Below are 25,393 nucleotides of genomic sequence, written 5' to 3'. Positions count from 1 at the left end.
CGGATCGGGGGGAGTCGTGCGTGAGTGAACGCCTCGACATAGCCATCGTCGGCTTCGGGGGGGTCTTCCCCGGCGCCCAGAGCCCGCAGGACTTCTGGAGCAACATCGAGCGCGGCAACGACGCCGCCGTCGAGGTTCCGTCCCGGCGTTGGTACCTCGATCCGGACGAGGCGTATTCACCGGAGATCGCCACCGCGGACCGGGTCTACTCACGCCGCGTTGGCCTTTTGGGTGAGATCGATCTCGACACCGACGACCTGGGGATCGACGCAGACCTCTTGGAGCGGCTGGACCCCATGTTTCGGGTGGCGTTGCGCGCCGCGCAGATGGCGGTGGCAGACGGCCTGCCCGAAACCCTCGACCGGGATCGTACCGGCGTCATCTTCGGCAACATCGTCCTGCCCACGGACGCGTCCTCAGCTCTGGCGCTGGAGACCCTCGGCCGGAGCTTTGCGGAGCGCCTCGGGCAGGTCGGCCCTGAGCCCGAGGCCACCGAGCCCCTCAATCGCTATGTCGCGGGACTTCCCGCGGGCCTGGTGGCACACGCTCTGGGCCTACGCGGCGGCAGCTACACGCTGGACGCGGCATGCGCGTCGTCCCTCTACGCTTTGAAGCTCGCGTGCGACGAACTCGTGTCAGGCCGTGCTGACGCCATGCTCGCTGGAGGGGTCTCCCGGCCGTCATCGCTCTATACTCAGATGGGCTTCAGCCAGTTGCGCGCCCTCTCACCCAGCGGCCGATGCTCACCCTTCGACCGCTTGGCAGACGGCCTCGTGGTGGGGGAAGGTGCGGGGCTTTTCCTGCTCAAGCGACGCGTGGACGCGGAGCGCGACGGGGACCGGGTCCACGCCGTCATCCGTGGAATCGGCCTGAGCAACGACGTGGGCGGCAGCCTCATGTCACCGGATTCCGAGGGACAGCTCCGCGCCATGCAGGCCGCCTACGAGCAGGCCGGCTGGGCACCGGAGGACGTCGACCTCATCGAATGTCACGGCACGGGCACCCCCGCCGGAGACAAGGCGGAACTCCGGAGCCTACAAGCACTCTGGGCCGACGTGCCGCTCCGGGAGCGGCCCTGCATCATCGGGTCGGTGAAGTCCAACGTGGGCCACCTGCTCACCGCTGCCGCTGCCGCGGGGCTGGCGAAGGTCCTGCTCGCCCTGAAGGCCGAGACACTGCCGCCGACCGCGAACTTCGAGACACCGGCAGACGACGACCTGCTTACCGGTCCCTTCCGGGTGCTCTCCAAAGGCGAGCCCTGGCTACGACGCTCCGACGGGTCACCCCGACGCGCCGCCATCAGCGCGTTCGGCTTCGGCGGGATCAACGCCCATGTGCTTCTCGAGGAGTGGCGGCCGGGCGTGCACGCGGTGGTTGCCGCGCGATCACCCCATTCCGACCCTATCGCCATCGTTGGCATGGACGCTCACTTCGGTCCATGGGAGGGCCTGCGCGCGTTCCAGGAGCGTGTGCTCGGCGGCGATCCGGAGATACAGCCCTCCACGCCGACGCGCTGGTGGGGCGCCACCGAGTGCGACTGGTTCGAGGGCCTCGGGCTGCACGCGAACGACTTCCGCGGCCACTACATCGATCGGCTGGAGATTCCCCAGGGTCGGTTCCGCATTCCTCCCAGGGAGTTGGAGGAGATGCTTCCGCAGCAGCTCCTCATGCTCAACGTCATGGCGAACGCCATCGAGGACGCGGGCTTCGAGGCCCAAGAGCGGGTACGCTCCGGCGTCTTCATCGGCATCGCGCTCGACCTCAACACGACCAACTTCCATTTCCGCTGGTCGGTGGACGAAGGCGTCCGCGCCAACACTGTGCCACCTCTTACGGCCAACCGCACCATGGGGGCGTTGGGAGGCATCGTCGCCAGTCGCATCGCTCGAGAGTTCCGCGTCGGTGGTCCCAGCTTCACGATCTCCAGCGAGGAGACGTCGGGCATGCGTGCGTTGGAGGTCGCCGTCCGAGCGCTGCAGGGGCGTGAGTTGGACAGCTGCTTCGTAGGCGCGGTGGATCTCGCCGGCGACGTGCGCGCAGTACTCGCAACTCACGCGCTCCACCACTACTCGGCAAGCGGGCGCGCGCGTCCCTTCGACGCGGACGCGGATGGTGCGGTGGTGGGCGAGGGAGCCGCGGCCTTGGTGCTCAAACGCTTGGAGGACGCGGAACGCGACGGCGACCGAATCTACGCCGTGTTCCGCGGATTCGGCGCGAACTCGGGGGGCTCAGCCCAGCGGCCCATGCCCACTCCCGACACGTATTCGCGAGCCCTCGTGCGCGCCTACGAAGACGCGGATCTCGATCCGTCCCTAGTCGGCTACGTCGAGGCGCACGGAAGCGGGAACCACATCGAGGACCGCATCGAGACCGAGGCGCTCTGCTCGTTCTTCTCGCCACGACACATGGCACCCGTGCGCCATCTCGGCAGCGTGAAGGCCGACGTGGGACACGCAGGCGCCGCCGCCGCGCTCGCCTCGGTGGTCAAGGCGGCACTCTGCCTCTACCAGGAGGTGCTGCCGGCCGTACGCGGGCTACGCTCGGTGCGGGCTGACCTCTCACCGAGGGATTTCCTGCTCGCGAGGGAGCCCCAATACTGGCTGAGAAACCGCGCCGACGGCCCCCGCCGCGCTGGTGTCAGCGCGTTCGGTGTCGACGGAGGCTGCTGCCACCTCGTGCTAGAGGAGCACGAGGACAGCAAGGGCGCGGCCACGCTCCCGGAGCGGCGCCAACCCCTCGGTGCGCGCAGCGAGGCACTCTTCGCCGTGGAAGCCGACGACATCTCTCTGCTGGGAGCGCGGCTCGCCGCTCTCACGACCCACGCGCGCCACGAGGCCGAGCCCATCGAGCTGCTCGCGCGCGACTGGTTCCGAAAGGTCGGCCAGAGTCCAGACGCCAAGCTCGGCCTGTCCCTCGTGGCGCGCTCACGCGAGGAACTGCTACGCCTTGCAGACGCGGCGGGCGCCATGCTGCGCGGTGAGGCCGACGACAGCACCCTCCCAGAGTCGAACCGCATCCTCTGGAACTTCCACCCGCTGGGCGGGCACGGCAGACTCGCCTTCGTTTTCCCGGGGTCGGGCAATCACTACACCGGCATGGGACGCGAGTTGGCGGTGGAGTGGCCGGAGATCGCTCGCAGGCAAGACGCCGAGACGCTCTACCTTCCGCAACAGCTCTTGCCCGACCGCTTCTGGAACGCGTCGTCCAGCAAAGATCTGGGCGATGACGAGCGGGCGTTCATCATCGCCCAGGTCGCGCTGGGCACGGTGGTTTCCGACCTGGTGCGCTCCTTCGGCGTTGAGCCTGGCAGCGTGTTGGGCTACAGCCTCGGAGAACCCGCCGGACTCTTCTCGCTACGCGCTTGGGGGGACCGGGAGATGATGCTCGCTCGCCTCATGGAGAGCTCCCTCTTCACCGACGATTTGGCGGGCCGCTGCGACAGTATTCGCAAGAGCTGGGGCCTGACGGAGTACGAGGAGGTGGACTGGGTCACCGGCGTGGTGGATCGTGCAGCCGCGGCAGTGCGTGGCGTGCTCGACGCGGAGGAACGCGTCTACCTCCTCATCATCAACACGCCCGCGGAGTGCGTCATCGGAGGAGACCGCAGGCGCGTGGCCGCCGTAGTGGACGCCCTGCACTGCAACTTCCACGCGCTCGAGGGCGTGCCCACGGTGCACTGCGCGGTCGCCGAGCCTGTGGCCAAGGAGTACCACGACTTCCACCTCTTCCCGACGACGGCTCCAGCCGGAGTGCGCTTCTTCAGCGCCGCGGCGGGAGACGTCTACGATGTGACCAGGGAGAGCGCGGCCGACAGCATTCTCGAGCAAGCCGTGCGGGGCTTCGACTTCCCGAGGCTCATCGAGCGGGCGTACGATCAGGGGGTCCGTATCTTCCTGGAGATGGGCCCGGGCTCCTCGTGCACGCGCATGATCGCGCGCATCCTCGAGGGCCGCCCACACGTCGCTCAGTCTGCGCTGAGCGCTCACAAGGGTGACGTGTCTTCGCTGCTGCGCTTGCTGGGTCGGCTCATCGCTGAGCGAATCCACGTGGACCTACAGCCTCTCTACGGCGTCGAGACCAGAGCGCTCGGCCATCGCAGCGTCCTGCGCGAGGCCTCATCGGCGCTGCGGATCCCCATCGGCGGCGACCCGTTCCATATCCGCTGGCGCGGCCCGCAGATGGAGCCTGCTGTGTCCCACGCGCAGCCTTCCCCGGTGCCCGCCTCTGCTCCGCTGGATGCAGCGGGGCCGACACCCGCGCCCGGCGCTATGCCACCTGTGCCAGTAGTGCAGACCGCGGCAGCCTCCGCCCCGGCAGCGACGCTGATTGAGTTTCCCGCTCTGGCGTCCGGGGGCGTGCTCCTCGCCGCCGACCCGACACTGCTGGCGGGGCTGAGCGCCTCGAGCGAGGCCCGGGCTCAAGCGCATAGCACCTACCTGCGCACCGCCCACGACCTCGACCGCGCGCTGCAGGAGACCGCGGCCCTCCAGTTCCGGCTTGTCGAGCAGTTGCTGGCTGCCCCTGCGACGCGGACGCCTCTCTCCCCGCCCACTGCACTCGATCGCGAGGCGTGCCTGGAGTTCGCAGTCGGGTCCATCGGCAAGGTACTGGGAGAGTCGTACGCGTCCATCGACGAACACGCCACGCGAGTCCGCCTGCCGGACGAGCCGCTCATGCTGGTGGACCGCATCCTCAGCATCGAGGGCGAGCCGCACTCCATGACCGGCGGACGTGTCGTGACGGAGCACGACGTAGGCGTGCGCCCCTGGTACCTGAGCTGCGGCGCGATCCCGACATGCATCGCCGTCGAGTCGGGACAGGCCGACCTCTTTCTCGCCGGCTGGCTGGGCATCGACGCACAGACCGACGGCTTGGCCGTGTATCGCCTCCTGGATGCTGTGGTGACGTTCCACGACCACCTGCCAGAACCGGGCAAGGTCATCCGGTACGACATCAACATCGAGCGCTTCTTCCGCCAGGGTGAGACGTGGCTCTTCTACTTCGGCTTCGAGGCGACGGTGGACGGCCGTCCGCTCCTATCCATGCGCGAGGGCTGCGCGGGCTTCTTCACGATCGAGGAACTCGAGGCGGGCCAGGGCATCGTGCGAACCAAGATCGACCAACAGCCCCGACCGGGTGTCCTGCCGGAGGGCTGGACGAACCTCGCGCCCATGCGGGCCGGCGACTCCTACGACGAGGAGCAGATCGCGGCATTGCGCCGGGGCGACCTCACAACGTGCTTCGGTCCGACCTTCGCGGACCTGCCTATCGGCACGCCGGAGACGCTGCCCAGTGGGCTCATGGAGCTCGTGCACCGGGTGACCCACGTGGATCCCGAGGGCGGCCGCTTCGGCATAGGGATGATCCGCGGGGAAGCCGACATCCACCCCGACGACTGGTTCCTGACCTGCCACTTCAGCGACGACATGGTCATGCCGGGCACGCTCATGTACGAGTGCTGTCTGCACACGCTGCGCATCTATCTGCTACGCATGGGGTGGGTGGGAGAAGTGGGTAAGGTCCGGTACGAACCGGTGCCCGGCGTGAAGAGCCGTCTGAAGTGCCGGGGCCAGGTCACCGAGACCACGCGGCGCGTCACGTATGAGATCGAGGTCAAGGAGCTCGGCTACCGGCCGGAGCCCTACGCCATCGTCGACGCGCTCATGTACGCCGACGGCAGGCCCGTCGTCGAGATCGCGGACATGTCCATGCGGCTCACGGGCCTCGTGCGCGAGGACGTGGAGGCGCTCTGGCATCCGCGTGAAAAACGTGTGCTGTACGATCAGGAGTCCATCCTGGCTTTCGCCATCGGCAAGCCGTCTGAAGCGTTCGGTGACCGCTATCTGCCGTTCGATGAGGAGCGGGCTATCGCCCGCCTGCCGGGCCCGCCCTACGCCTTCATGGACCGTGTCGTAGACACCGTGGGTGCGGCCTGGGACCTGGAGGCCGGCGCAGCGGCCACAGTGGAGTACGACGTGCCCACGGACGGCTGGTATTTCGAGTCCAACCGCCAGGCGGATATGCCGTTCGCTGTACTGCTGGAGGTCGCGCTGCAACCGTGCGGCTGGCTGGCCGCGTATTGCGGCTCGGCTCTGACGAGTGAGACGGACCTCCGCTTCAGGAATCTGGGGGGACGCGCGGTCCAGAGACGGGCGGTGCGCCCGGACTCCGGTACGCTCACCACCGAGGTGCGGCTGACGGACGTGTCCCACTCGGGCGGCATGATCATCGAGCGCTTCGACATGCGCATGACCGACGCCCAGGGTGTGGTCTTCGAGGGCGATACCTACTTCGGCTTCTTCAGCGCGGAGTCCCTGGCCGACCAGATCGGCATCCGAGAGGCGGAGAAGTACGAGCCCACCCAGGCCGAGATGACTCAGGCCGTCAGCTTCGGCTACCCTACCGAGGCGCCCCATCCCGACGAGGGCTTCCGCATGCTGGCGAGCATCGACGTGCTCCTGCGCGAGGGTGGGCCCCACGGCCTCGGCTTCGTCCGGGGGAGCATCCCGGTGGATTCTGAGGCGTGGTTCTTCAAGGCACATTTCATGCATGACCCCGTGTGGCCGGGCTCCTTGGGGTGCGAGTCCTTCCTCCAGCTCCTCAAGGCGTACGCCACGGACCGGTGGCACGTCGATGCCGACACGGCGTGGCGGACGAACGGCCTGGGGCGTGAGCACAACTGGACCTATCGTGGCCAGGTGCTGCCCACCGACGCGAGGGTCGAGGTGGAAGCGGTCATCACCGAGGTGGACGATGAGGCTGGCCGCGTGATCGCATCCGGATACCTCACCGTGGACGGGCGCACCATTTACCACATGGGCGACTTCAGCGTCGAGATCGTGGGGGAAGCCGAATGAGGTACGACAAGGTTCATCTCGAAGCCATCGGCTACGAGCTCGCGCCCGTCGTCGTCACGTCCGACGAGCTCGAGGAGCGCCTCGAGCCGCTCTACAAGCAGCTGCACGTCCCGGAGGGCTCTCTCGAGGCGCTCACCGGCATCAAAGAGCGTCGTTGGTGGGAGCCGAACCATTCGCTGTCCAGGAGCGCTGCCGCGGCGGCGAAGAAGGCGCTCGCCAGATCCGGAGTCCCCGCCGAGGCGCTGGAGACGGTGGTGTACGCCGGTGTCTGCCGCGAGCACTTCGAGCCCGCTACCGCGTGCGCCGTGGCCGCGGAGTTGGGCGTGCAGGGCGCCGTGTCCGTCTACGACATCAGCAACGCGTGCCTCGGTATCCTCAACGGCGTTCTCGAGATCGCCAACCGGATCGAGCTGGGCCAGATTCGCGCAGGCATCGTCGTCTCGGCCGAAACCGCGAGAGAGATCGTGGACGTCACCATCGAGCGGATGCTGCGCGAGGCCACGATGGCTACCTACACCGAGGGCCTGGCCACGCTCACTGGCGGCTCCGGCGCGGTCGCGGTGCTCATCACCGATGGCTCCTTCGGCAACGGGGGTACGCACCGCGTGCTCGGAGGCTCGCAGCGCGCGGCTCCCGAGCACAATGATCTGTGCCGCTGGGGCCTCGAAGACGCACCTACCCTACACCGCGTCGAGCCGCTGCCGCAGTGGATGTACACGGATGCCGCGTCGGTCCTGCAGCACGGCGTCACCCTGGCGAAGGAAACGTGGCAGGACTTCCTGCATCAGATGGCCTGGGAAGCCGACCACGTGGACCGGGTGATCTGCCACCAGGTGGGCGCGGCTCACAGGGACACGATCCTCGGGTCGATCGGCATCGACCCCCAGAAGGACTTCTCGACCTTCCCCTACCTGGGCAACATCGGCACTGTGTCGCTCCCGTTGACTGCCGCGCTGGCGGAGGAGAGAGAGGTCCTCGGGCCGGGCGACCGCGTGGCCTTCCTGGGTATCGGAAGTGGTCTGAACTGCATCATGCTCGGAGTGGAGTGGTAGGCGTGGAGCCGCCGTTCGAGGACTATCCTTTCGAAGGCCGCTTCCTGGATCTCGACGGCGTCCGCATGCACTACTTGGACGAAGGCGCAGGTACCCCCGTGCTCATGGTGCACGGCAACCCCACCTGGTCGTACTACTACCGCCACCTGGTGCTCGCGCTTCGGGACAGACACAGGGTCATCGTGCCCGACCACGTCGGGTGCGGACTCTCGGACAAGCCGGATGACGACTCGTACCCGTACCGTCTCGAACGCCGGGTGCAGGACCTAGAGCGCCTCGTCGACCACGCGAAGCTGGACGGGAAGGTCACGCTGGTCGTGCACGACTGGGGGGGCATGATCGGCATGGCCTGGGCTGCGCGTCACCCCGAACGAATCGAGCGCCTGGTGATCCTGAACAGCGCAGCCTTCCATCTACCTGCCGGCAAGCGAGTGCCGCTCTCTCTGCGCCTCGCCCGGTCGGCGCTCGGCGGCTTCCTCGTGCGCAGGCTGAACCTGTTCAGCCGCGGCGCCCTCCGGTACTGCGCCACACAGCGACGGCTCACAAAAGGTGAGCGCAGCGCCTACCTGGCGCCGTACGATTCATGGGATCACCGCCTGGCCGTGCACCGCTTCATCCAGGACATCCCTCTCCGACCCACCGACCCGGGCTACGACGTCGTGAGCGAGGTCCAGGCGAGCCTCAGGCACTTCCAGGACACTCCGACCCTGCTGCTTTGGGGCCTGCGTGACTTCGTATTCGACCCGGACTACCTGAAGGAGTGGGAGCGGCGAATGCCCCACGCCCGGACGCACAGGTATGAGGGAGCCGGCCACTACATACTGGAGGACGCCCGCGACGAGGTGCGCTCGCTCGTGGAGGCGTTCGTGGCCGAAGCGGAGCCTTCGTGAAGCAGAGGTCGATGAACATCGCCGCCGCGCTGCCGGACATGGCCGCGCGCCAGCCCGATAGAATGGCGATCGCGTGGCCCGACGGGCGAGGCGGGTTCTCTGAGCGCACTTTTCGCGAGCTGGACGAGGACAGCAGCCGTCTCGCGACAGCGCTGACGGCGTACGGCATCGGACGCGGCATGCGCACCGTCCTGATGGTGCCGCCGAGTTGGGACTTCTTCGCGCTCACATTCGGCCTCTTCAAGGCGGGCATCGTTCCCGTGATGGTGGACCCCGGTATGGGTCTCAGGAGCTTGAAGGCGTGCCTCTCAGAAGCGGAGCCGGAGGCCTTCATCGGCATCCCCAAAGCCCACGCGGCACGAATAGTCCTGGGCTGGGGCAAGGACACGATCCGGCTGCGGGTCACCGCCGGGCGCAGGCTCTCTTGGGGCGGAACGACGCTCGCGAAGCTCCGCGCCAGCACCCTCGATCTCATGGAGCCGGTCGAGACGTCGGAGGACGACGTCGCCGCGATCTTGTTCACGAGCGGCTCCACAGGCGTGCCCAAGGGTGCCGTCTACACGCACGGGAATTTCCTGGCCCAGGTGGAGCTGCTGAGGAAGACGTATGGGATCGAACCGGGGGAGGTCGACCTACCCACCTTTCCGCTGTTCGCCCTCTTCGATCCTGCGCTGGGCATGAGCGCAGTCATCCCGGAGATGGACCCCACACGTCCGGCGAACGTGGATCCGGAGAAGATCCTCACCGCCATCCAGAGGTACGGCGTCACCAACACGTTCGCCTCACCGGCGCTTCTGCACCGCGTGGGAAGCTACGGCGCCGCGCACGACGTAAAGCTGCCGACTCTCCGCCGAGTGATCTCGGCAGGGGCCCCGGCACAGCCCACGGTGCTGGAATGCTTCAGCCGCATGCTCCCCGAGGGCACCGAAATTCATACGCCCTACGGCGCGACCGAGGCGCTGCCGGTCAGCTCCATAGGGAGCCGGGCCATCCTCGCGGAGACCGCCGCCCAGACGAAGCTGGGCCGAGGTGTCTGCGTGGGCCTTCCGGTGGAGCGTGTGCACGTGCGGGTCATCGGAATCGACGACGAGCCGATCCCGACCTGGTCCGACGATCTGGAGCTGCCCACCGGAGAGGTGGGGGAGTTCACCGTGAAGGGAAGCCAAGTGAGTCGCGCATACTACGGGCGGGATCACGCCACCGCGCTGGCGAAGATCGCCGATCCCGAAGGCGGCTTTTGGCACCGCATGGGGGACGTGGGCTACGTGGACGAGCAGGGACGACTCTGGTTCTGTGGCCGAAAGGCCCACCGGGTCCAGCTCGAAGGCGAGACTCTTTACTCGCTACAGTGCGAGGGCGTCTTCAATGCCCACCCGGACGTGTATCGGACTGCGCTGGTCGGCGTGCAGCGGGATGGACGCACGCTTCCGGTACTCTGCGTGGAGCTGCTCAAGGACCACCCGGTGGACCGCGCCAAGACGGAAGCAGAGCTTCGCGCCACGGCCGCCGGCAACGAGCGAACGCGGAGCATCGACACGTTCCTCTTCCATGCGGACTTCCCCGTGGACATCCGCCACAACGCGAAGATCTTCCGCGAGAAGCTGGCCGTCTGGGCTACAAGCCAACTCTCGTGAAGGCCCTCGTCACCGGAGGGGGCGGCTTTCTGGGTCTGGCCATCGTGCGCAATCTGCGTGCGCGTGGCGACGAGGTGCGCAGCTTCTCGCGGGGCGCCTACCCTGCCCTCGAGCAGCTCGGCGTGGAGAGCGTGCGCGGAGACCTCGCCGACGAAGCCGCGGTCCTGCGGGCAGCCCGCGGTTGCGACATCGTCTTCCACGTAGCGGCTAAGGCCGGGGTGTGGGGCTCCACGGAGTCGTACCACCGCGCCAACGTAGTCGGCACCGACAACGTGCTGAAGGCGTGCTCCGCGGAAGCGATCCAGCGTCTCGTGTATACCAGCACGCCCAGTGTGACCTTCGCCGGTACCGACCAGATCGGCGTGGACGAGAGCGCACCGTACGCGGAGCGCTACCTGAGCGACTATCCCCGCACGAAGTCGATCGCTGAGCGCCGGGTGCTCGAGAGCAACGGTGCCGATCTCGCGACCGTGGCGCTTCGTCCGCACCTCATCTGGGGCCCCGGCGACCCGCACTTGGTGCCGCGCATCCTCGACCGAGGCCGCTCCGGTACGCTGTGCCTCCTGGGCGACCGACCCAACGAGGTCGACTCGGTCTACGTCGACAACGCGGCCGATGCGCACGTACTCGCAGCCGATCGACTCGCGCCGGGCTCTGTTATCGCAGGTAAGGCGTACTTCATCTCGCAGGGCGAACCCTTGCCGCTGGCGGACCTAGTGAACCGAATCCTCGCAGCGGGAGGCCTGCCACCCGTGAAGCGGCGGATTCCGGCGGGCGTCGCGTATTTCTTGGGCGCGCTGATGGAGAGCGTCTACGGGCTCCTGGGCATCGAAAACGAGCCCCCCCTGACCCGCTTCGTGGCGCGCCAGCTCTCCACCGCGCACTGGTTCGACATCTCGGCGGCGCGCCGCGACCTGGGCTACGAGCCGGCCATCAGCCTGGACGAGGGCATGGAGCGGCTCGCGGCATCGCTACGTAGTTAGCCATGAAGCCAAGAAGACTGCCTGCCCCCGACGGCATCGATCTCTGGCTCGTCGAGGGCCCCGGGACGGAGTCAGAGCACTCGGCGCTGTGCGACCTGCTCAGTGAGGATGAGAGCGCGCGCGCGTCCGGCTTCAAGGTCGAGCACGCCCGCGACTCCTTCATCGTGTCCCGGGGCTTCCTGCGCACGATCCTGGGTGACGCACTGGCGTGCGCGCCGGAGGCCATTCGCTTCGGCGAAGGAGAGCATGGCAAGCCATTGCTCACCGGCGCGCACGCCGAGAGCGGCATCGAGTTCAACGTCTCCCACTCCGGCGACGTCTTCCTTTACGCGGTGTCGCGGGGTCGAACGGTGGGCGTGGACGTGGAGTGGAAGAAGGAGGGTCTGGCCGTCGAGGCCATCGCACGGCGTTACTTCGCCCCGGGGGAAGCTCGCCTCCTCCTCGAGCAAGCGCCCTCCGAGCAGCGGTTACCCAACTTCTACCGCTGCTGGACCCGGAAGGAGGCTTACCTGAAAGCCAAAGGCACTGGCCTGACCACGGAGCTGCACGCATTCGAGGTCACGTTCCTCCCCGGCGTCCCGCCCGCGCTGCTCCACACCGAGATCGACGGTGAGGATCCCACCGACTGGCGGGTCTTCGAAGTGCCGGTGCCCGACGGCTACGTCGCCGCCTTGGTGGCACGGCGTTAGCGTCCAGACGCCATCAGCGGGTCTATGAAGCGCTCCATCTCGCGTCGCAAGTTCGCATCTGGGAGGCGACCCATCGCCGCGCCGACATTGTCTTCCGCGTGGGATTCGGTAAGAAGAGTCGGCTCGCGAGCCTCGGGCTCACCCGACCGAGGCCGTTTCCTGCTGCGCGCTCTCACTCTTGGCCGCCATCACGTCGCCGCGCGCGCCGAGCCCTAGTGCGGCAATCGCCCAGACGGCTGCGACGGGAGCCGCGATCAGAGCGATCACGCCGAGTGAAAGCCCCACCCAGGCGAGGCCTGCATAGACCCAGCCGCTGACGAGATCACCACCGCGATACACCGCGGCATCGATGAAGGCCTTGGATTTGTACTTTTCCTCACGCGACACGACGGTGAAGAGCACCTCGCGGGCCGGTTTGGTGATGCCATACCGGCCAGCGCGGTAGATCACCTGCACGACGACCAGCGTCGCCAGCGTCGGGTAGAGGCCCAGCGCGACGAATCCCACCGCTACCGCCACCGGGATCAGTGCCAGTGCCACTCCCACGTTCAGCCAGCGGATGATCCGGGCAGTCAGATAGACCTGGAAGAAAATCGTGAGCGAGCTCACGGTAAGATCGATCTTTGCCAAAAAAGCGGTGCGCTCGCCCCGATCGGTCATCGCCCCGTACACGAGGTCTGACTGGGCGAAGTAGAGGATCGTCGACGCGAACGTCATCAAGGCGATAAACCCTGCGATCCCAGCGAGGTAGGGGGAAGCGAACACCGCACGCATCCCCGATATCGCATCTCCGGCGAGAGGACGTTCCGACTCGCCCGCGGCCGCGACCGCGCCGGTTCCGAAGTTCCGGTGCAGTGCTCCGGCAAACCAGGAGGCCACCTCGAGCGGCACGCACGAGATCAGGAGCAGGTAGAAGACAGGGATCTGCTCCGCCAACCGGATCGTGACAGCCGAGCCGACGAGGCCTCCGACAGAGGCTCCGACCGTGATGAACGCGAAGAGCCTCTTGCCCTGATCGTGGTCGAAACAGTCCGCCAGGAGTCCCCAGAAGATCGTCACGACGAAAAGCGCGAAGACGCTCGTCCATACGTAGAAGACGCGGTCGATCCACGGGCGAGCATCCTCGGGCAGGAAGACGAGACTAGCCCAGAATGCGATCAGACAGGCGATGAAGAAGCGATTCGCGAGCGGAACGAAGACGCCCCGCGAGTACCGCGACGCGACCCACGAGTATGCAGGGACCGCCGCGAAGACCATCACGAAGAACACAACGGTCCACAGGATCTGCAGATTCCCTCGCTCCTCTGCCCCGATCTCGTCACGTACAGCCCTGAGGATGTAGTACGAGAACATGATGAAGAAGCCGTAGGCGGCGGCCCATAACATCCCTTTCAGCTCGTCGTCGTTCTTGAAGTCAACGAATCTGCCGATCAGGGTCTTCAGCACGTACTCCTCCACCTGGTGGGGCAGGCTTCCTCTTCTCGGGGACACCGCAAGAGAGCCCCCCGTTGATCGGGAGGAAAGGGCTGTCCTACCGTTTCATCGGGCCGCGCGGGCAGTGACGCGAACCACCGGCCCGGGTCATCCTGGACGGATGCCGGAGTGTCGCCTACTGTTCCCGGCCCAAGGACCATGGGGAAGTCACATGAGCACAAGGAGAGACCGATGAGACTGATCGTCGAGGGGGCGGTCGCGGCGCTGCTGGTCGGCCTGAGCGTCGGTTGCACTGACGACGACGGCCAGGTCCCGACCTTCGAGGTGGACGCTTTTTGGCCCATGCCGTTGGACTATCCGAACATCCTGGGACCGGTGTCGGGTGTAACCGTGGCCCCCGACGGCAACGTGCTCATCGTGACCCGCCAGGACGGCTTCAGCCGGGGCAACGAGATCAACTCGGTGACCGGTACTGGCGACTGCTGCACGCCCACGAAGGCAGTGTTGGAATACGCCCCGGACGGCTCGTTGGTCCGTGAGTGGGGCGAGCCAGATCAGGGGTATCCGTGGCCCGAGCGGCCCCATGCGATCGCTGTCGACCCCGAAGGGAATGTCTGGATCGGCGGTGGCGTGGCGAGGGGAGGCGGTGGCCGTGGAGGTCGTGGAGGTCGTGGAGGTGGCCGCGGCGGCGCCCCACCGCCCGCGCCAACTGTGGACAGCCACATCCTCAAATTCTCACGCGATGGCCAGCACCTGATGACGATCGGTGAGGTCGGCCAGAGCACCGGCAGCTTCGGAGGTGCGGCTGGTTTCTCCTTCGACGAAGACGCGAACGAGGTGTTCGTCGCCGATGGCTACGCCAACCGGCGAGTAGCCGTGCTCGATATGAGCACGGGTGAGGTGAAGCGGTCATGGGGCGCCTATGGCAACACGCCCGACGACACGGATCTCGGACCGTACGACCCCGCGGCTCCCGCCGCCCAGCAGTTCCGCACGGTCACGTGCGCGGAGCTCTCCAACGACGGGTTCGTTTACGTGTGCGACCGGGGGAACAATAGGATCCAGGTATTCGAAACGGACGGGACGTTCGTAACCGAGGCGATCCTTGCGCGCGCCACTCTGGGCAATGGCTCGGTGTCGGACATCGCCTTCTCGCCGGACCGGGACCAGCGATTCCTGTACGTCGCCGATGGCATGAACGAGCGGGTCATGATCCTCGACCGAGCATCGCTGGAGTTCCAGACCTCCTTCGGCGTCGGGGGACGTTACCCGGGCCACTTCCGCGAGTTGGGTGCGGTGGCTGTGGATGCGCAGGGCAATGTCTACACGGCTGAGAACGGGCAGGGGCGGCGTGTCCAGAGATTTGTGAACCTCGGGATGGGTCTGGTCACGGCCGAGCACCAAGGGGCGCTCTATCCAGCAGCGTCCCGATGAGGACGTTCGTAACAGGAGAGAAGAGATGAACCGGCAGCGGAATCTGATCATCGGCGGCGGTCTCGTTGTGGCCATCGCGCTTCTGGGCGTCGGGCAGGCAGCGCTCGAAGGCGTGGCCCTTTCGCAGACGGTGCGAGCGCCGATCTTCGAGGTGGACCCCTTCTGGCCGAAGCCCCTCCCGAACGCCTGGATCTACGGGACCGTCATCGGTGTGAGCATCGACGCCCAGGATCATGTCTACATCGTGCATCGAGGCGTCGCCGGCGCCGAGGCCGGTGCGGACCAGGATCCCCCTCTCGCCGAGTGCTGCTCCTCCGCGCCCCCGGTCCTCGAATTCGACCCCGAAGGGAACCTGGTCCGAGCATGGGGTGGCCCCTCAGAGACCGGAGAGTACGTCTGGCCGGCCTCGAATCACGGACTCGGCATCGACCAGATGGGGAACATTTGGATCGGCGGGAACGGAGGCGGCGACTCCCACGTGCTCAAGTTCACCCAGCAGGGTGAGTACCTCGAGACGTACGGCGAGCCGGGGAACGACCCTAACAGCACGAGTATGGAGCATTATGGACGAGTGGCGGATATCGAGTTCGACTTCGAGGCCAACGAGGCGTACTTCGCGGACGGGTACGCGAACAAGCGAGTGGCGGTCGTCGACATGGACTCCGGGGAGATCAAGAGATACTGGGGCGCCTACGGTAATCGGCCGGACGACGACTACGAGTACGAGGGACTGAGACAGGCCGGCACCGGCTGGTCCGCCGATCAGTACCAGGAGCAGCAGTTCCGTACCCCGGTCCACTGCGCGGAGCCCTCGAACGATGGGCTGGTCTACGTATGCGACCGCCCCAACAACCGCGTCCAGGTCTTCCAGACCGACGGCACCTTCGTTCGGGAGGCGTACTACGCGCCTGAGACGCTTGGTGATGGATCGACCTGGGACATCGCCTTCTCGCCCGACCCGGAGCAGAGCTTCCTCTATATCGCCGACGGGAAGAACGCCCGGATCCGCATCATCGATCGGCAGACGATGGAAGAGGTCTCCACCATCGGTACCGGCGGCCGCTATGCCGGGATGTTCCAGGCGGTGCATAGCATCGATACGGACTCGCAAGGCAATATCTATGCTACCGAGACCTACGAGGGTCGGCGGCTTCACAAGTTCGTCTATATGGGGATCGGGGACGCTCCGCGGCACCAGGGAGCGACCTGGCCCAGAAGAAATTGAAGCCGACCAGGCCCCGCAACGCCAAGCAACGCTGCGGGGCTCTCAGCCGTCCACCAGCCGATCGCTCTCGCGATCAGAACACGACCGGCACTCGCTTCCCGTCTCTATCGAGCATGACCGGGACGCCGAGCCCGAGCTCCTCGAGGCGCTCGAACTGGGTCTCGGCGTCACCCACAATCAGGTAGATCAGCTGCTGCGGATTGATGTACATGTTCGCGAGCTCCCGGTGGCGCTCGAGCGTCATGTCCTGGACCACCTGCTCCCGGTCCTTGATGTAGTCGAAAGGCAGTCCGTAGGTCCCGATCGTGGTGAGCATCGACCTGAGCGCCCCGAGAGTCTCGAAGCGGCGAGCGTTTCCTTGGATCAACGCGCCCTTGGTGAACGCGAGCTCCTCAGCGGTGATGCCCTGTCTGAACTTCTCGAGCTCGTCCTTGAAGATCTGGACCGACTCGAGCGTCACGTTCGACCGCACTCCGGCTGACGCCGTGAAGCTGCCGGGGTAGCTCGACCCGGAGAAGCCCGACCTCGCGCCGTAGGTGTAGCCCTTTTCCTCGCGCAGGATCAGGTTCACGCGTCCGTTGAAGCTCCCCCCGAGCGCGTGGTTCATGACACTCGTCGCATAGTAGTCCGCATCTTCATAGGCCAGGCCCAGGTGCCCGATACGGATCTCGGACTGCCTCGCCTGCGGGATATCGACGAAATACACCGCGGGCTCAGCAGCCGGCGTGGGATCCACGTAGGTGGGGAACATCACATCCTTCGACTTCCACCTCTCCCCTAGGGGTCGGAACAGCTCGATCGCCTCATCCCTCGCGATGTCGCCCACGATGGTGAGGTGCGAAACGTTCGCGGCATAGTTCGCCTCGTAGTACCGCCTGAGGTCATCGACGGTGAACGACTCGACATCCTCCACGGTGCCTAATGTGTTGTTCCCCAGGATGTGATCATCGCCGTACACGAGCCGGGTAAAGACAGAACTCGCTACCGCCGCCGCGCTCGCACCGCGTCGGTTGATGGTCTCGATCGTCTGGCGCTGGAGCCGCTCGAACTCGGTCGCGTCCCAGCGAGGCTCCAGCAGGATCTCCTCGAAGATCGCAAAGACGTCGTCTAGCTTCGAGCGCAGCGTGTTCGCCTGAATCGTGATGGACTCACGGCCCGTGAACATGTTGATGCTGGCACCCAGAGCATCGATCGCCTCCTCGAGCTCGACCGGCGTCTTGTCCCGGGTCCCCTGCATCATGATATCGGTCATGAGGTTGGCGACGCCCACTCGGTCGGCGTCATCCAGGAGCATGCCGCCTTTAATCGTGAGCCCGAACTGGACGAGCGGGAGCTCGTTGTGTTCGATGCCGAAGACCCTGAGCCCATTCGAGTACGTGTAGGTCCAGATCTCCGGAAGCGTGATCTCCGGCATGGAGCCCATGGGGGGCTGAATCGAGCGATCGAAGGACGAGGGGATGGCAGCTACCGCGCTTCCCGCTGCGGCACGCTCCCTACCGGCGATGCCGGCCGTCTCAATCGCCTCTTCAACGATGGGGAAGCGCTCCGAGCCTTCTGCGACGAGGTCGACCTGCCCCTTCGGCACGAAGCTCGTGATGACGTAGTTCTTGTCCTTGACGTACTGGTTGTAGACCCGCCAGACGTCGTTGCCCGTGACCGCCAGATAGCGTCCGAGGTCTTCGCTGATGAAGCCGGGGCTACCAGCGGTCTCGTTGTACGCTGCGAGCTGGAAGGCTTTGTTCAGCACGCTCGAGATTCGGTTGTAGAACCCCGTCTCATACCCCGCCTTGATCCGGTTCAGGTCGTCGTCCGTGAAGCGCTCCGACTCGAAGCGCTCGAGCGCCGTGTGAACCGCTCGTTCCACGTCGGTCAGGTTCTTGCCCGGGAAGGCCCGGACACGGAACCGGAACGTGCCCGCGACCTCCAGGCTGCGCTGGAACGCACCGGCCGAAGGAGCGAGCTGCTCCTCTTCGACAATCGTCTTGTACAGCGGAGCGCTCTTGCCATCCGAGATGAGTAGCCCTAGTAGCTGAAGCGGATACGCGTCCGCGTGGTACTGCTCGACCGTCGGAAACGACATATTCAGCTCCGCCGAGCGCGCGAAGTTGTCTTCGTGAAAGGCGCGCTTGGTCTCGGTGAGGGTTACCGCACGCGGCTCCGGGTCGGCCATAGCAGGCGACGGCCGCAGCTCACCGAAATACTTTTGGATCCACGCCTTCGTCTCCCCCACATCGATATCACCCGCCACGACCAGCGTGGCGTTGTTGGGACCGTACCAGGTGCGGAAGAAGCCTTGGATGTCCTCGATCGTCGCGTTCGCCAGGTCCTCGAACGACCCGATGACGTCCCAATTGTATGGGTGGTCCTCTGGGTACAGCAGCTTGCCGGTCACGTATGTCGTGTACCCGTAGGGGACATTGTCCACGCGCTGGCGTTTCTCGTTCTGGACCACGTCCTGCTGGTTCAGGAACGCTTCGTCCGTCACGGTGGGCAGCAGATATCCCATGCGGTCGGACTCGAGCCAGAGGACCATTTCCAGCGCGCTGTTCGGCACGACCTCGAAGTACGTCGTGTTGTCGTTGCTGGTGCCTCCGTTCAGCATCCCACCCGCCGCTTCGATCTTCTTGAAGAACTGGTCTTCCGCGACGTGCTGGGAAGACTGAAACATCATGTGCTCGAACAGGTGGGCGAAGCCAGTTCTTCCGGGCACCTCGCGGTTCGAACCCACGTGGTATTGGATCGCCACGGCGGCGATCGGGTCCGAGCGATCCACGTGAAGCACGACGCCCAGGCCGTTATCGAGCGTATAGCTCTCGTAATCGATCTTGAGGTCCGAGCTCTCCTGCGACGCCAAGGGCGCACCGAGCAAGACGAGCAGAGAGACGAAGGAAAGGGTCTTGAGGGGGTTCATCGGTACCTCCGGCTCCCCAGGGGACGGCGCAGTCGACGGGATATCGGAGGTGCGCCGGCCCCACAATCACAGTGGATGAAAATAGGGCCGCCGGTTTGCATGATCCAGGACCGAATACCGTACCACCCGCGGCGCCACGCAAAAAAAGCGGGCCGCCCCGACGAATCGGAGCGGCCCGCGTACTACGCTTTCGAATGCCGTCTAAAGAGCGACGACGTTCTCCGCTGCGGGGCCCTTGGCTCCCTCAACGACGTCGAACTCGACCTGGGCTCCCTCAGCGAGGCTCTTGAAGCCCTCTGCCTGAATCGCGCTGTGGTGGACGAAACAGTCCTTGCTACCGTCCTCCGGCGTGATGAATCCAAAGCCTTTTTGGTCGTTGAACCACTTCACTGTTCCCTTGGTACGCATCAATGCGCTCCTTGGATGTGCAAGTCGGAGCCACGATGATACGTACTGCCGACTGCTCGATATGCGCGGTACCCTCCGCGCGGTGTGTGACCGTCGTGGTCACAAGAAAAGAGCAGCGGTCTCCAAGAACGAAACAGCTGCCTCTCCTCAGAATCGTTGCAACCCGTTCGGGTTGACGACAACACCCTCGCTCCTTGCGAGGGCGCTGTCAACAGGCTGGCAGAAGAAGACTGAATCGCCGTGCAATCGCTTCTGCGATTCCGCTGCGCCCAGTCAGCCCCCCGAGGCACGTTCGAAGACTTCAGAGATGTCGAGAATCGTGATGTCCGCTTCCGTCACATCGATCGGAAAGCGTGCGATTTCTTGGTCTTCTGCCATGATCGCGAGAGACGGTTCACCCGAATAATCGATGGACGTAGGCGCTCCGGAGAGCAGAAGACGCTTCAACGCATCGGCATCAGCAGTGATGAACACGAGGTACATGCCGTCGGAATCCAAATGCCGGCGGATGGCCGAATTCACCGCCGCCCTGTCCAGCGCGGCCAGCTCCGGACGGATGGAGGGCAAATACCCGTGCTCGGCCAAACCGTAGAACTCGTCGTCCACCGCAAAGCTCAAGCGACGGCTCACGGTAGAGCCGTAGTTCAAGCTGAAGTCGTGGAGGAAACGGCGCGTACGCTCGATCTCCTCTTCGCTTAGCCCACGCTGCACGAGATTGTTCAGCTCTCTGAGGGCCGCCCTCGTTGCGAAGAGGGTCCGCTGGTGCAGGTTGCCGGGTGCGGTAAGAGAGATTGGCCGGATCCAGATCTCGAAGAGGTTGCTGCGCCGTACGGCGTTCACCGGTCTGTCCTGCGTTGTGTAGCCGAGCGGGAAGGGTTCGATGTAGGTGTAGTCGCCGTAGTTCATCCCCCGCTTTTCGCGGATGACCTGATATAGATTGGAGAACGAGCTCCGGTGCTCGCCCATCCAAGAGTTGACCAACTTCATCGCGTAGAAGTCGTCGCCGCCGCGCACCAGGTCCGTCGGGAAGCCCATTGAGATGGCAGCCGCATCGGTCTCCTTCTCCACGATGAGAACTTCGACACGGTCGGGCTTCCGAGGGTTCGGGTGAGGCACCTGCCGCACCGCGCCTTCAGGCCGGGCGTCGAAGTCGGCACGCACCTGTTCGACAAAGCCCTCGGGGTATCCGCCACCCACACCCACTACGAGGTTGTTCCGGACGTAGAACTCGTCGTAGAAGCCGCGCACGTCGTCGAGGGTGATCGATTGAACGCTCTCGACGTACCCCTCTTCCGGATGCTCGTACGGCGTGCCCCTGTAGGCCATCCAGTAGAGCAGTTCCTTGCTCAGCTCCTCGTCGCGGTTGAACCGCCTCCCTCTCTCGAGGAAGTTCAGCATCTGGAGCTTTACGCGCTCGAAGTCGGACTCGTCGAAGGCCGGCTCTAGAAGCGCGTTGCGGAACAGCTCGTAGTAGCCCTCGAGATTGTCCGTGTGGACCGTGCCTCGAAAGTTGGTCATTTCCTTGTCCACCGAGGCGACATAGCCGGCCGCCATGGGGAACAGCTTCGCCACGATCTCCTGGTAGCTGTCGCTGCTCGTGGAGCCATCGCTAAGCAGCTGCGCCGTCAGCGCGGCGAGTCCCTCTTTGCCCTCGGGATCGTTCTGCGACCCTACCTTCAGCCAGATGTTGAAGGCCACGAAAGGCGACTCCGCTTCCCGCAGGGCGATCGCTCCTTGGGGAGCCGTGGCTTCCCGCGCTTCAGGGCCGCCGCACGCCGTGAGGCTTGATATCGCCAGGGCTGAGGCGAGCGCTGGTCCAGTGACCCACCGAGTTCTTCGTGTCGTGCTCATGGCTCAGCGCTCCGTTTGCGTGAGGGTGACGATGGTACGGACTTGCTCCTCGAGAATCCTGCGAGCGGCTTCACGAAGGTCCTCCGGGGTCACCTCCGCCAACGTGCGATAGTAGTCGTTGATCGCCTCCAGGCCCCCGGTGTTCACGATGGCACGCGACACCGAGTTGGCGACGCCCAAGTGTGTCTCGAGGCCCATGAGAAAGCCGTAGCGGGCCGCGCTTTTGCTATCCGCGAGCTTTGCCTCGTCCACGAGCTCGTCTCGAAACCGTTCGACTTCGGCCAACAGTTCGGTCTTGATCGCGTCCACTTCGTCTGGATCCGACACCATCGCCAGGATCTGAATGAAGTCCGGGTCGCGCGAAAGGAGGAAGCCACCCTGCAATGTCTGAAGGCGGCGCTGCTCGACGACGAGCTTCTGATAGATGTCCGAGTTGGGGCCGAAGGCGATCCCGCCGAGCAGCTCGAGCGCTACCGTAATGCGGTCGTCGGGATCCCACGCTGGAGCCATGTAGTTGATGGTGATCATGGGCAGTGTCCTGCCCCTATAGGTCACCGCGGCTTCGCGGGGTGCCGTTTGACGGGGTTCAGCCGGAACCGAAGGCGCTACGTATCCGGCCGTCCAGCCGCTGTAGTGGTCACGAATGAGAGCCTCGGCCTCGTCGAAGTCGAAGTCTCCGACCACGAGCAGAACGACGTTCTCTGGCCGATAAAAACGCCGATAGAAGTCGAGCGAATACTCGTACCGGTCGGGCATCGACCGGACATCGGCCTCGAAACCGATGGTTTGATGCCGGTACGTGTGCGTGGTGAAGACCGTCTCGCGAACGCCACGATCGAGAACGCTGAAGGCCGAGTTTGCGCTGTTCTGATATTCGCCGAGCACCGCTCCTGACTCGGTGCGAAAGCCCGCCTCGTCATAGGAGAGGTTCTGGAAGCGGTCGGACTCCAGATCGACAATCAGTTCCAGGTATTCCGACCCCGCCACGATGTAGTAAAAGGTTCGGTCCTGTGACGTGTTTGCGTTGCGGTTGGCCCCGAACGACTCCGTGACGCCGTCGTAGTTGGGATACTTCTCGGTCCCGCGAAACATCATGTGCTCGAAGAAGTGAGCGAAGCCGGTCACGCCTTCTTCCACCTCGTCCCGGGCTCCCGTACGCACCACCGAAGCGTACGCCAACATGCCCGGGGATCCCGCACGGACCAGATAGGCCGCCAAGCCGTTATCCAGCTCGAAGCGGCGGGTCTCGAAGGGGAAGATGTCCTGACCCGCCTGGGCGGCGGCGGGTGCCGGGTGGTAGCTCATTAGCCCACACGCCAGCACAGCCACGGCGAAAAACGCCTTCATCGTCGTCCTCCACTTCTTCGTCAGAACCGGCCGGTGCAGCGGCGGAGCCGGCCGCGCTGCTCGGACCAGCACGGTACGGTGAACCGGAGGCGCACAAGACGACCGGAGCCGGCGCGTCACTTCCGTCACCAGAGGTCTGGGAGGAGGCGCTCGTCCCCCGGTGCCAGCTGCACGTCGAACGTCTTGAGCGTCATGTTGACGAAACTGTAGTAGCCGACCAGCCCCGCCAGATCCATCACGCCCCGCTCCCCGAACAGCTGGAGCGTGCGGCTGAAGGTCAGGGAGCTCACTTTCTCCTCGGAGACCACTTCGCGGACGAAGGCGATGATCGCCCGCTCTCGATCACCCAGGCCCGGTACGTCACCCGCCACGTCCAGGTCGCCGCGTCGCTTGACCAGGTCGATGATCTCCGGCTCCAGGCCGGCACGTACCCCGGCCAGCTCGTGAGACGTCCACTCGTACTGGCTCCGGACCTCCCGCGCCGTGGTCAGAATGACCAGCTCGGTGAGGCGCTGGTCCTTTTCGGTCCCGTAGCGCAGGTAGCTGCTGGCGGGGAAAATATGCTCTGCCATCAGCGGGCTGTAGACCCACATCGCGACCGGCCCGCGAAGACCTGTGGCGTACCTGCTGTCGGGGTTCACGATGACATCGTACGCGCGCCGCCCGTCGGCCTCGAGCGCCTCTCTCCGCGGCAGGTGGAGGCGCGCCCAGGAGTCCTCGAAGATGTCGCTCGGGATGTCGGCGGCGGTCACGATTGATGAAGCTTGGGCCTGAGTCGACTCGGTCGCTCGGAGCGACTCGACGGCGTCGCCTTCCGAACAGGCGGACAGCGCTACCACCGACAGTCCGCCGACGAATCGCCCAAGACCGCGCCCAGGCATGGCAGGCCTCCTCGCTCTGTTGTCTGACTCAGGGGTCATCGGATCCTCTCAATTCGAAGGGTGCTCGCCATCGGCCCGGCGAGCGTGCCAACGGCAATCTGTATCTCGCGCGCGCAGCGTGCGAGGCTCCCGCTTGCGCTGGCCGACCCGCCCCGTAGGATGTTGACCCAGAGTCTGTCCGTTCAGCGTGCACACACCGACCTCACAGGACCTCGATCATCACATGACCCGACGGCCTTTCCCGCGTGCGTCGCTGCCGGCGCTCACCTTCCTCCTCGCCTCCTGCGCGAGCGTCGCCTCACCGCCCGAGGTAACCCTCGCCTCACTGTCGGGGAACGGCACATACGAGGTCATGACCTACACCGACTTCCCGGACGTGCCCGAATTCGGTGATGCCACCATCTACTATCCGCCGGATGCACCCATGCGGGTCGGCGGAGTAGCGATCGCGCCCGGATTCACGGAACGCCAGAGCAATATCAGTTGGTGGGGTTCTCGCCTCGCATCCCATGGATTCGCTGTGCTGATACTCGATACCAACGACAGGAGGGACCGACCGGAGGCGAGGGCGGACGCGCTAATCGCGGCAGTGACCACCCTCAGGGCTGAGAACAGCCGAAGCGGCAGCCCCCTCAGGGGCAGGATCGACGTCGGCAAGATGGCGATCATGGGCCATTCCATGGGCGGAGGCGGCGTCCTACTCGCCGCAAACGAACACGGCGACCAGATCCAGGCGGCGATTCCCTTCACGCCTTGGGTGCCGGACGCCGAATTCGGCAACATCACGGTCCCCACGCTCATCATCGCCGGCTCGGCGGACGGCATTGCGGAAGTGGCCGATCACGCGTGGCGGCACTTTCAATCCATTCCTGAATCGACGACGAAGGTCTACATGGAGGTCGACGGGGGCGATCACTACCTCGCGGACACGAATCGTGGCCTCGACCTCGCGACGATCGGTCGGTACGGCATCGCCTGGCTGAAGCTCTACCTCGACGGGGATGAACGCTATCGGGACTTCATATACGGCGAACAAAACGCCGCCGATCTGGAGAGATTCTCACGCTACGTGACCCAACACTGAACGTACCAGAGCAAACAAGGAGCATCCCATGACACTTCGTATCAACGATACCGCGCCGGACTTCACCGCCGAGACCACACAAGGAACGATCAACTTCCACGACTGGATCGGCGACGGCTGGGCGATTCTCTTCTCGCACCCCAAGGACTTCACCCCCGTATGCACCACGGAACTCGGCGCCGTCGCGGCACTGCAGGACGACTTCGCTGCCCGCAACTGCAAGACGATCGGAATCAGCGTCGATGGTGTGAGCGACCACCAGGCGTGGTCGAAAGACATCGAGTCGTCGCAGGGTCACGCGGTGACCTACCCGCTGATCGGAGACCCGAAGCTCGAGATCGTGCAGGCATACGACATGCTGCCGGCGGATGCCGGCGATACGTCGGAGGGCCGCACGCCGGCGGACAACGCCACCGCGCGCTCCGTGTTCGTCATCGGACCCGACAAGAAGATCAAGGCGACGCTCACCTACCCGATGAGTACCGGCCGCAACTTCGCCGAGATTCTACGGCTTCTGGACTCGTGCCAACTGACCGCCGAGAAGCAGCTCGCGACGCCCGCGAACTGGGTGCAGGGCGACGACGTGATCATTGCTCCCTCGGTTTCCGACGAGGAGGCGAAGAAGCGGTTCCCCGATGGATGGGAACAGCCGCTACCGTACATCCGGCTCGTCCCCCAGCCTAGCGACGACTAGGTCCGGGCATCGGTGTTGC

Annotated in this window: 16 protein-coding genes; 10 read left to right on the top strand and 6 right to left on the bottom strand. The window is 65.3% G+C overall.

The window, feature by feature from the left end:
- Positions 1 to 20 precede the first annotated feature (20 nt).
- From IIB36_08570 to IIB36_08545, 6 genes are all read left to right on the top strand, one after another.
- Positions 21 to 6,857 (top strand): type I polyketide synthase, encoded by a 6,837-nt coding sequence (locus IIB36_08570; GenBank protein MCH7531795.1) that lies wholly within the window; start codon positions 21 to 23, stop codon positions 6,855 to 6,857.
- Positions 6,854 to 7,909, top strand: coding sequence for a 3-oxoacyl-ACP synthase III (locus tag IIB36_08565; protein MCH7531794.1), 1,056 nt, complete (start codon positions 6,854 to 6,856; stop codon positions 7,907 to 7,909). Before IIB36_08570 ends, IIB36_08565 begins: the two co-directional genes overlap by 4 nt.
- Positions 7,910 to 7,974: 65 nt before the next feature.
- Positions 7,975 to 8,799: an alpha/beta fold hydrolase gene (locus IIB36_08560; protein ID MCH7531793.1), complete on the top strand. Its 825-nt coding sequence runs from the start codon at positions 7,975 to 7,977 to the stop codon at positions 8,797 to 8,799.
- 11 nt (positions 8,800 to 8,810) lie between these two features.
- Positions 8,811 to 10,433 (top strand): AMP-binding protein, encoded by a 1,623-nt coding sequence (locus tag IIB36_08555; protein MCH7531792.1) that lies wholly within the window; start codon positions 8,811 to 8,813, stop codon positions 10,431 to 10,433.
- Positions 10,430 to 11,416, top strand: coding sequence for an NAD-dependent epimerase/dehydratase family protein (locus IIB36_08550; protein ID MCH7531791.1), 987 nt, complete (start codon positions 10,430 to 10,432; stop codon positions 11,414 to 11,416). The genes IIB36_08555 and IIB36_08550 overlap by 4 nt, the downstream gene beginning before the upstream one ends.
- Positions 11,417 to 11,418: 2 nt before the next feature.
- Positions 11,419 to 12,105 (top strand): 4'-phosphopantetheinyl transferase superfamily protein, encoded by a 687-nt coding sequence (locus tag IIB36_08545; GenBank protein ID MCH7531790.1) that lies wholly within the window; start codon positions 11,419 to 11,421, stop codon positions 12,103 to 12,105.
- Positions 12,106 to 12,243: 138 nt separating this feature from the next.
- Here IIB36_08545 and IIB36_08540 read toward each other — a convergent pair whose 3' ends face one another.
- Positions 12,244 to 13,551, bottom strand: a complete 1,308-nt coding sequence (locus IIB36_08540; GenBank protein MCH7531789.1) for an MFS transporter — start codon at positions 13,549 to 13,551, stop codon at positions 12,244 to 12,246.
- A 219-nt stretch (positions 13,552 to 13,770) separates the two neighbouring features.
- On the opposite strand from IIB36_08540, the gene IIB36_08535 reads away from it, so the two are divergent.
- Together IIB36_08535 and IIB36_08530 are read left to right on the top strand one after the other, a co-directional pair.
- Positions 13,771 to 14,973 carry a hypothetical protein gene (locus tag IIB36_08535; protein ID MCH7531788.1) on the top strand — a complete coding sequence of 401 codons (1,203 nt, stop codon included), beginning with the start codon at positions 13,771 to 13,773 and terminating at the stop codon, positions 14,971 to 14,973.
- Between the two features lie 25 nt (positions 14,974 to 14,998).
- A complete protein-coding gene (locus IIB36_08530; GenBank protein MCH7531787.1) occupies positions 14,999 to 16,198 on the top strand; it encodes a hypothetical protein in 1,200 nt (399 codons plus the stop codon).
- A 73-nt stretch (positions 16,199 to 16,271) separates the two neighbouring features.
- Here the strand turns inward: IIB36_08530 and IIB36_08525 are convergent, their stop codons facing one another.
- The 5 genes from IIB36_08525 to IIB36_08505 form a co-directional block, all read right to left on the bottom strand.
- Entirely contained in the window at positions 16,272 to 19,109 is a 2,838-nt protein-coding gene (locus IIB36_08525; GenBank protein ID MCH7531786.1) for an insulinase family protein, read from the bottom strand.
- A 201-nt stretch (positions 19,110 to 19,310) separates the two neighbouring features.
- Positions 19,311 to 19,517, bottom strand: coding sequence for a cold-shock protein (locus IIB36_08520; GenBank protein ID MCH7531785.1), 207 nt, complete (start codon positions 19,515 to 19,517; stop codon positions 19,311 to 19,313).
- Between the two features lie 273 nt (positions 19,518 to 19,790).
- Complete coding sequence (locus tag IIB36_08515; protein MCH7531784.1) at positions 19,791 to 21,368, bottom strand: insulinase family protein; 1,578 nt, start codon at positions 21,366 to 21,368, stop codon at positions 19,791 to 19,793.
- A gap of 3 nt (positions 21,369 to 21,371) precedes the next feature.
- Positions 21,372 to 22,715: an insulinase family protein gene (locus tag IIB36_08510; GenBank protein MCH7531783.1), complete on the bottom strand. Its 1,344-nt coding sequence runs from the start codon at positions 22,713 to 22,715 to the stop codon at positions 21,372 to 21,374.
- 125 nt (positions 22,716 to 22,840) lie between these two features.
- Complete coding sequence (locus IIB36_08505) at positions 22,841 to 23,596, bottom strand: hypothetical protein (protein MCH7531782.1); 756 nt, start codon at positions 23,594 to 23,596, stop codon at positions 22,841 to 22,843.
- Between the two features lie 223 nt (positions 23,597 to 23,819).
- Here IIB36_08505 and IIB36_08500 point away from each other — a divergent pair, with 223 nt between their 5' ends.
- Positions 23,820 to 24,680 (top strand): alpha/beta hydrolase, encoded by an 861-nt coding sequence (locus IIB36_08500; GenBank protein MCH7531781.1) that lies wholly within the window; start codon positions 23,820 to 23,822, stop codon positions 24,678 to 24,680.
- A gap of 28 nt (positions 24,681 to 24,708) precedes the next feature.
- On the top strand, positions 24,709 to 25,374 hold the full coding sequence (locus IIB36_08495) for a peroxiredoxin (protein MCH7531780.1): 666 nt from the start codon (positions 24,709 to 24,711) through the stop codon (positions 25,372 to 25,374).
- Positions 25,375 to 25,393 lie beyond the last annotated feature (19 nt).

It is taken from the genome of Gemmatimonadota bacterium, assembly GCA_022560615.1.
Classification (GTDB): domain Bacteria; phylum Gemmatimonadota; class Gemmatimonadetes; order Longimicrobiales; family Gaopeijiaceae; genus UBA1138.
Note: the sequence above shows the minus strand (reverse complement) of the source record. Positions and strands in the feature narration are given on the sequence as shown.

Excerpts from the sequence above, each read along its gene's own strand:
- IIB36_08505 (MCH7531782.1), bottom strand. The coding sequence starts at position 23,596 with ATGCCTGGGCGCGGTCTTGGGCGATTCGTCGGCGGACTGTCGGTGGTA.
- IIB36_08545 (MCH7531790.1), top strand. The coding sequence starts at position 11,419 with ATGAAGCCAAGAAGACTGCCTGCCCCCGACGGCATCGATCTCTGGCTC.
- IIB36_08515 (MCH7531784.1), bottom strand. The coding sequence starts at position 21,368 with ATGAGCACGACACGAAGAACTCGGTGGGTCACTGGACCAGCGCTCGCC.
- IIB36_08500 (MCH7531781.1), top strand. The coding sequence starts at position 23,820 with ATGACCCGACGGCCTTTCCCGCGTGCGTCGCTGCCGGCGCTCACCTTC.
- IIB36_08520 (MCH7531785.1), bottom strand. The coding sequence starts at position 19,517 with ATGCGTACCAAGGGAACAGTGAAGTGGTTCAACGACCAAAAAGGCTTT.
- IIB36_08565 (MCH7531794.1), top strand. The coding sequence starts at position 6,854 with ATGAGGTACGACAAGGTTCATCTCGAAGCCATCGGCTACGAGCTCGCG.
- IIB36_08560 (MCH7531793.1), top strand. The coding sequence starts at position 7,975 with ATGCACTACTTGGACGAAGGCGCAGGTACCCCCGTGCTCATGGTGCAC.
- IIB36_08525 (MCH7531786.1), bottom strand. The coding sequence starts at position 19,109 with ATGAACCCCCTCAAGACCCTTTCCTTCGTCTCTCTGCTCGTCTTGCTC.
- IIB36_08555 (MCH7531792.1), top strand. The coding sequence starts at position 8,811 with ATGAACATCGCCGCCGCGCTGCCGGACATGGCCGCGCGCCAGCCCGAT.
- IIB36_08535 (MCH7531788.1), top strand. The coding sequence starts at position 13,771 with ATGAGACTGATCGTCGAGGGGGCGGTCGCGGCGCTGCTGGTCGGCCTG.
- IIB36_08495 (MCH7531780.1), top strand. The coding sequence starts at position 24,709 with ATGACACTTCGTATCAACGATACCGCGCCGGACTTCACCGCCGAGACC.
- IIB36_08510 (MCH7531783.1), bottom strand. The coding sequence starts at position 22,715 with ATGAAGGCGTTTTTCGCCGTGGCTGTGCTGGCGTGTGGGCTAATGAGC.
- IIB36_08530 (MCH7531787.1), top strand. The coding sequence starts at position 14,999 with ATGAACCGGCAGCGGAATCTGATCATCGGCGGCGGTCTCGTTGTGGCC.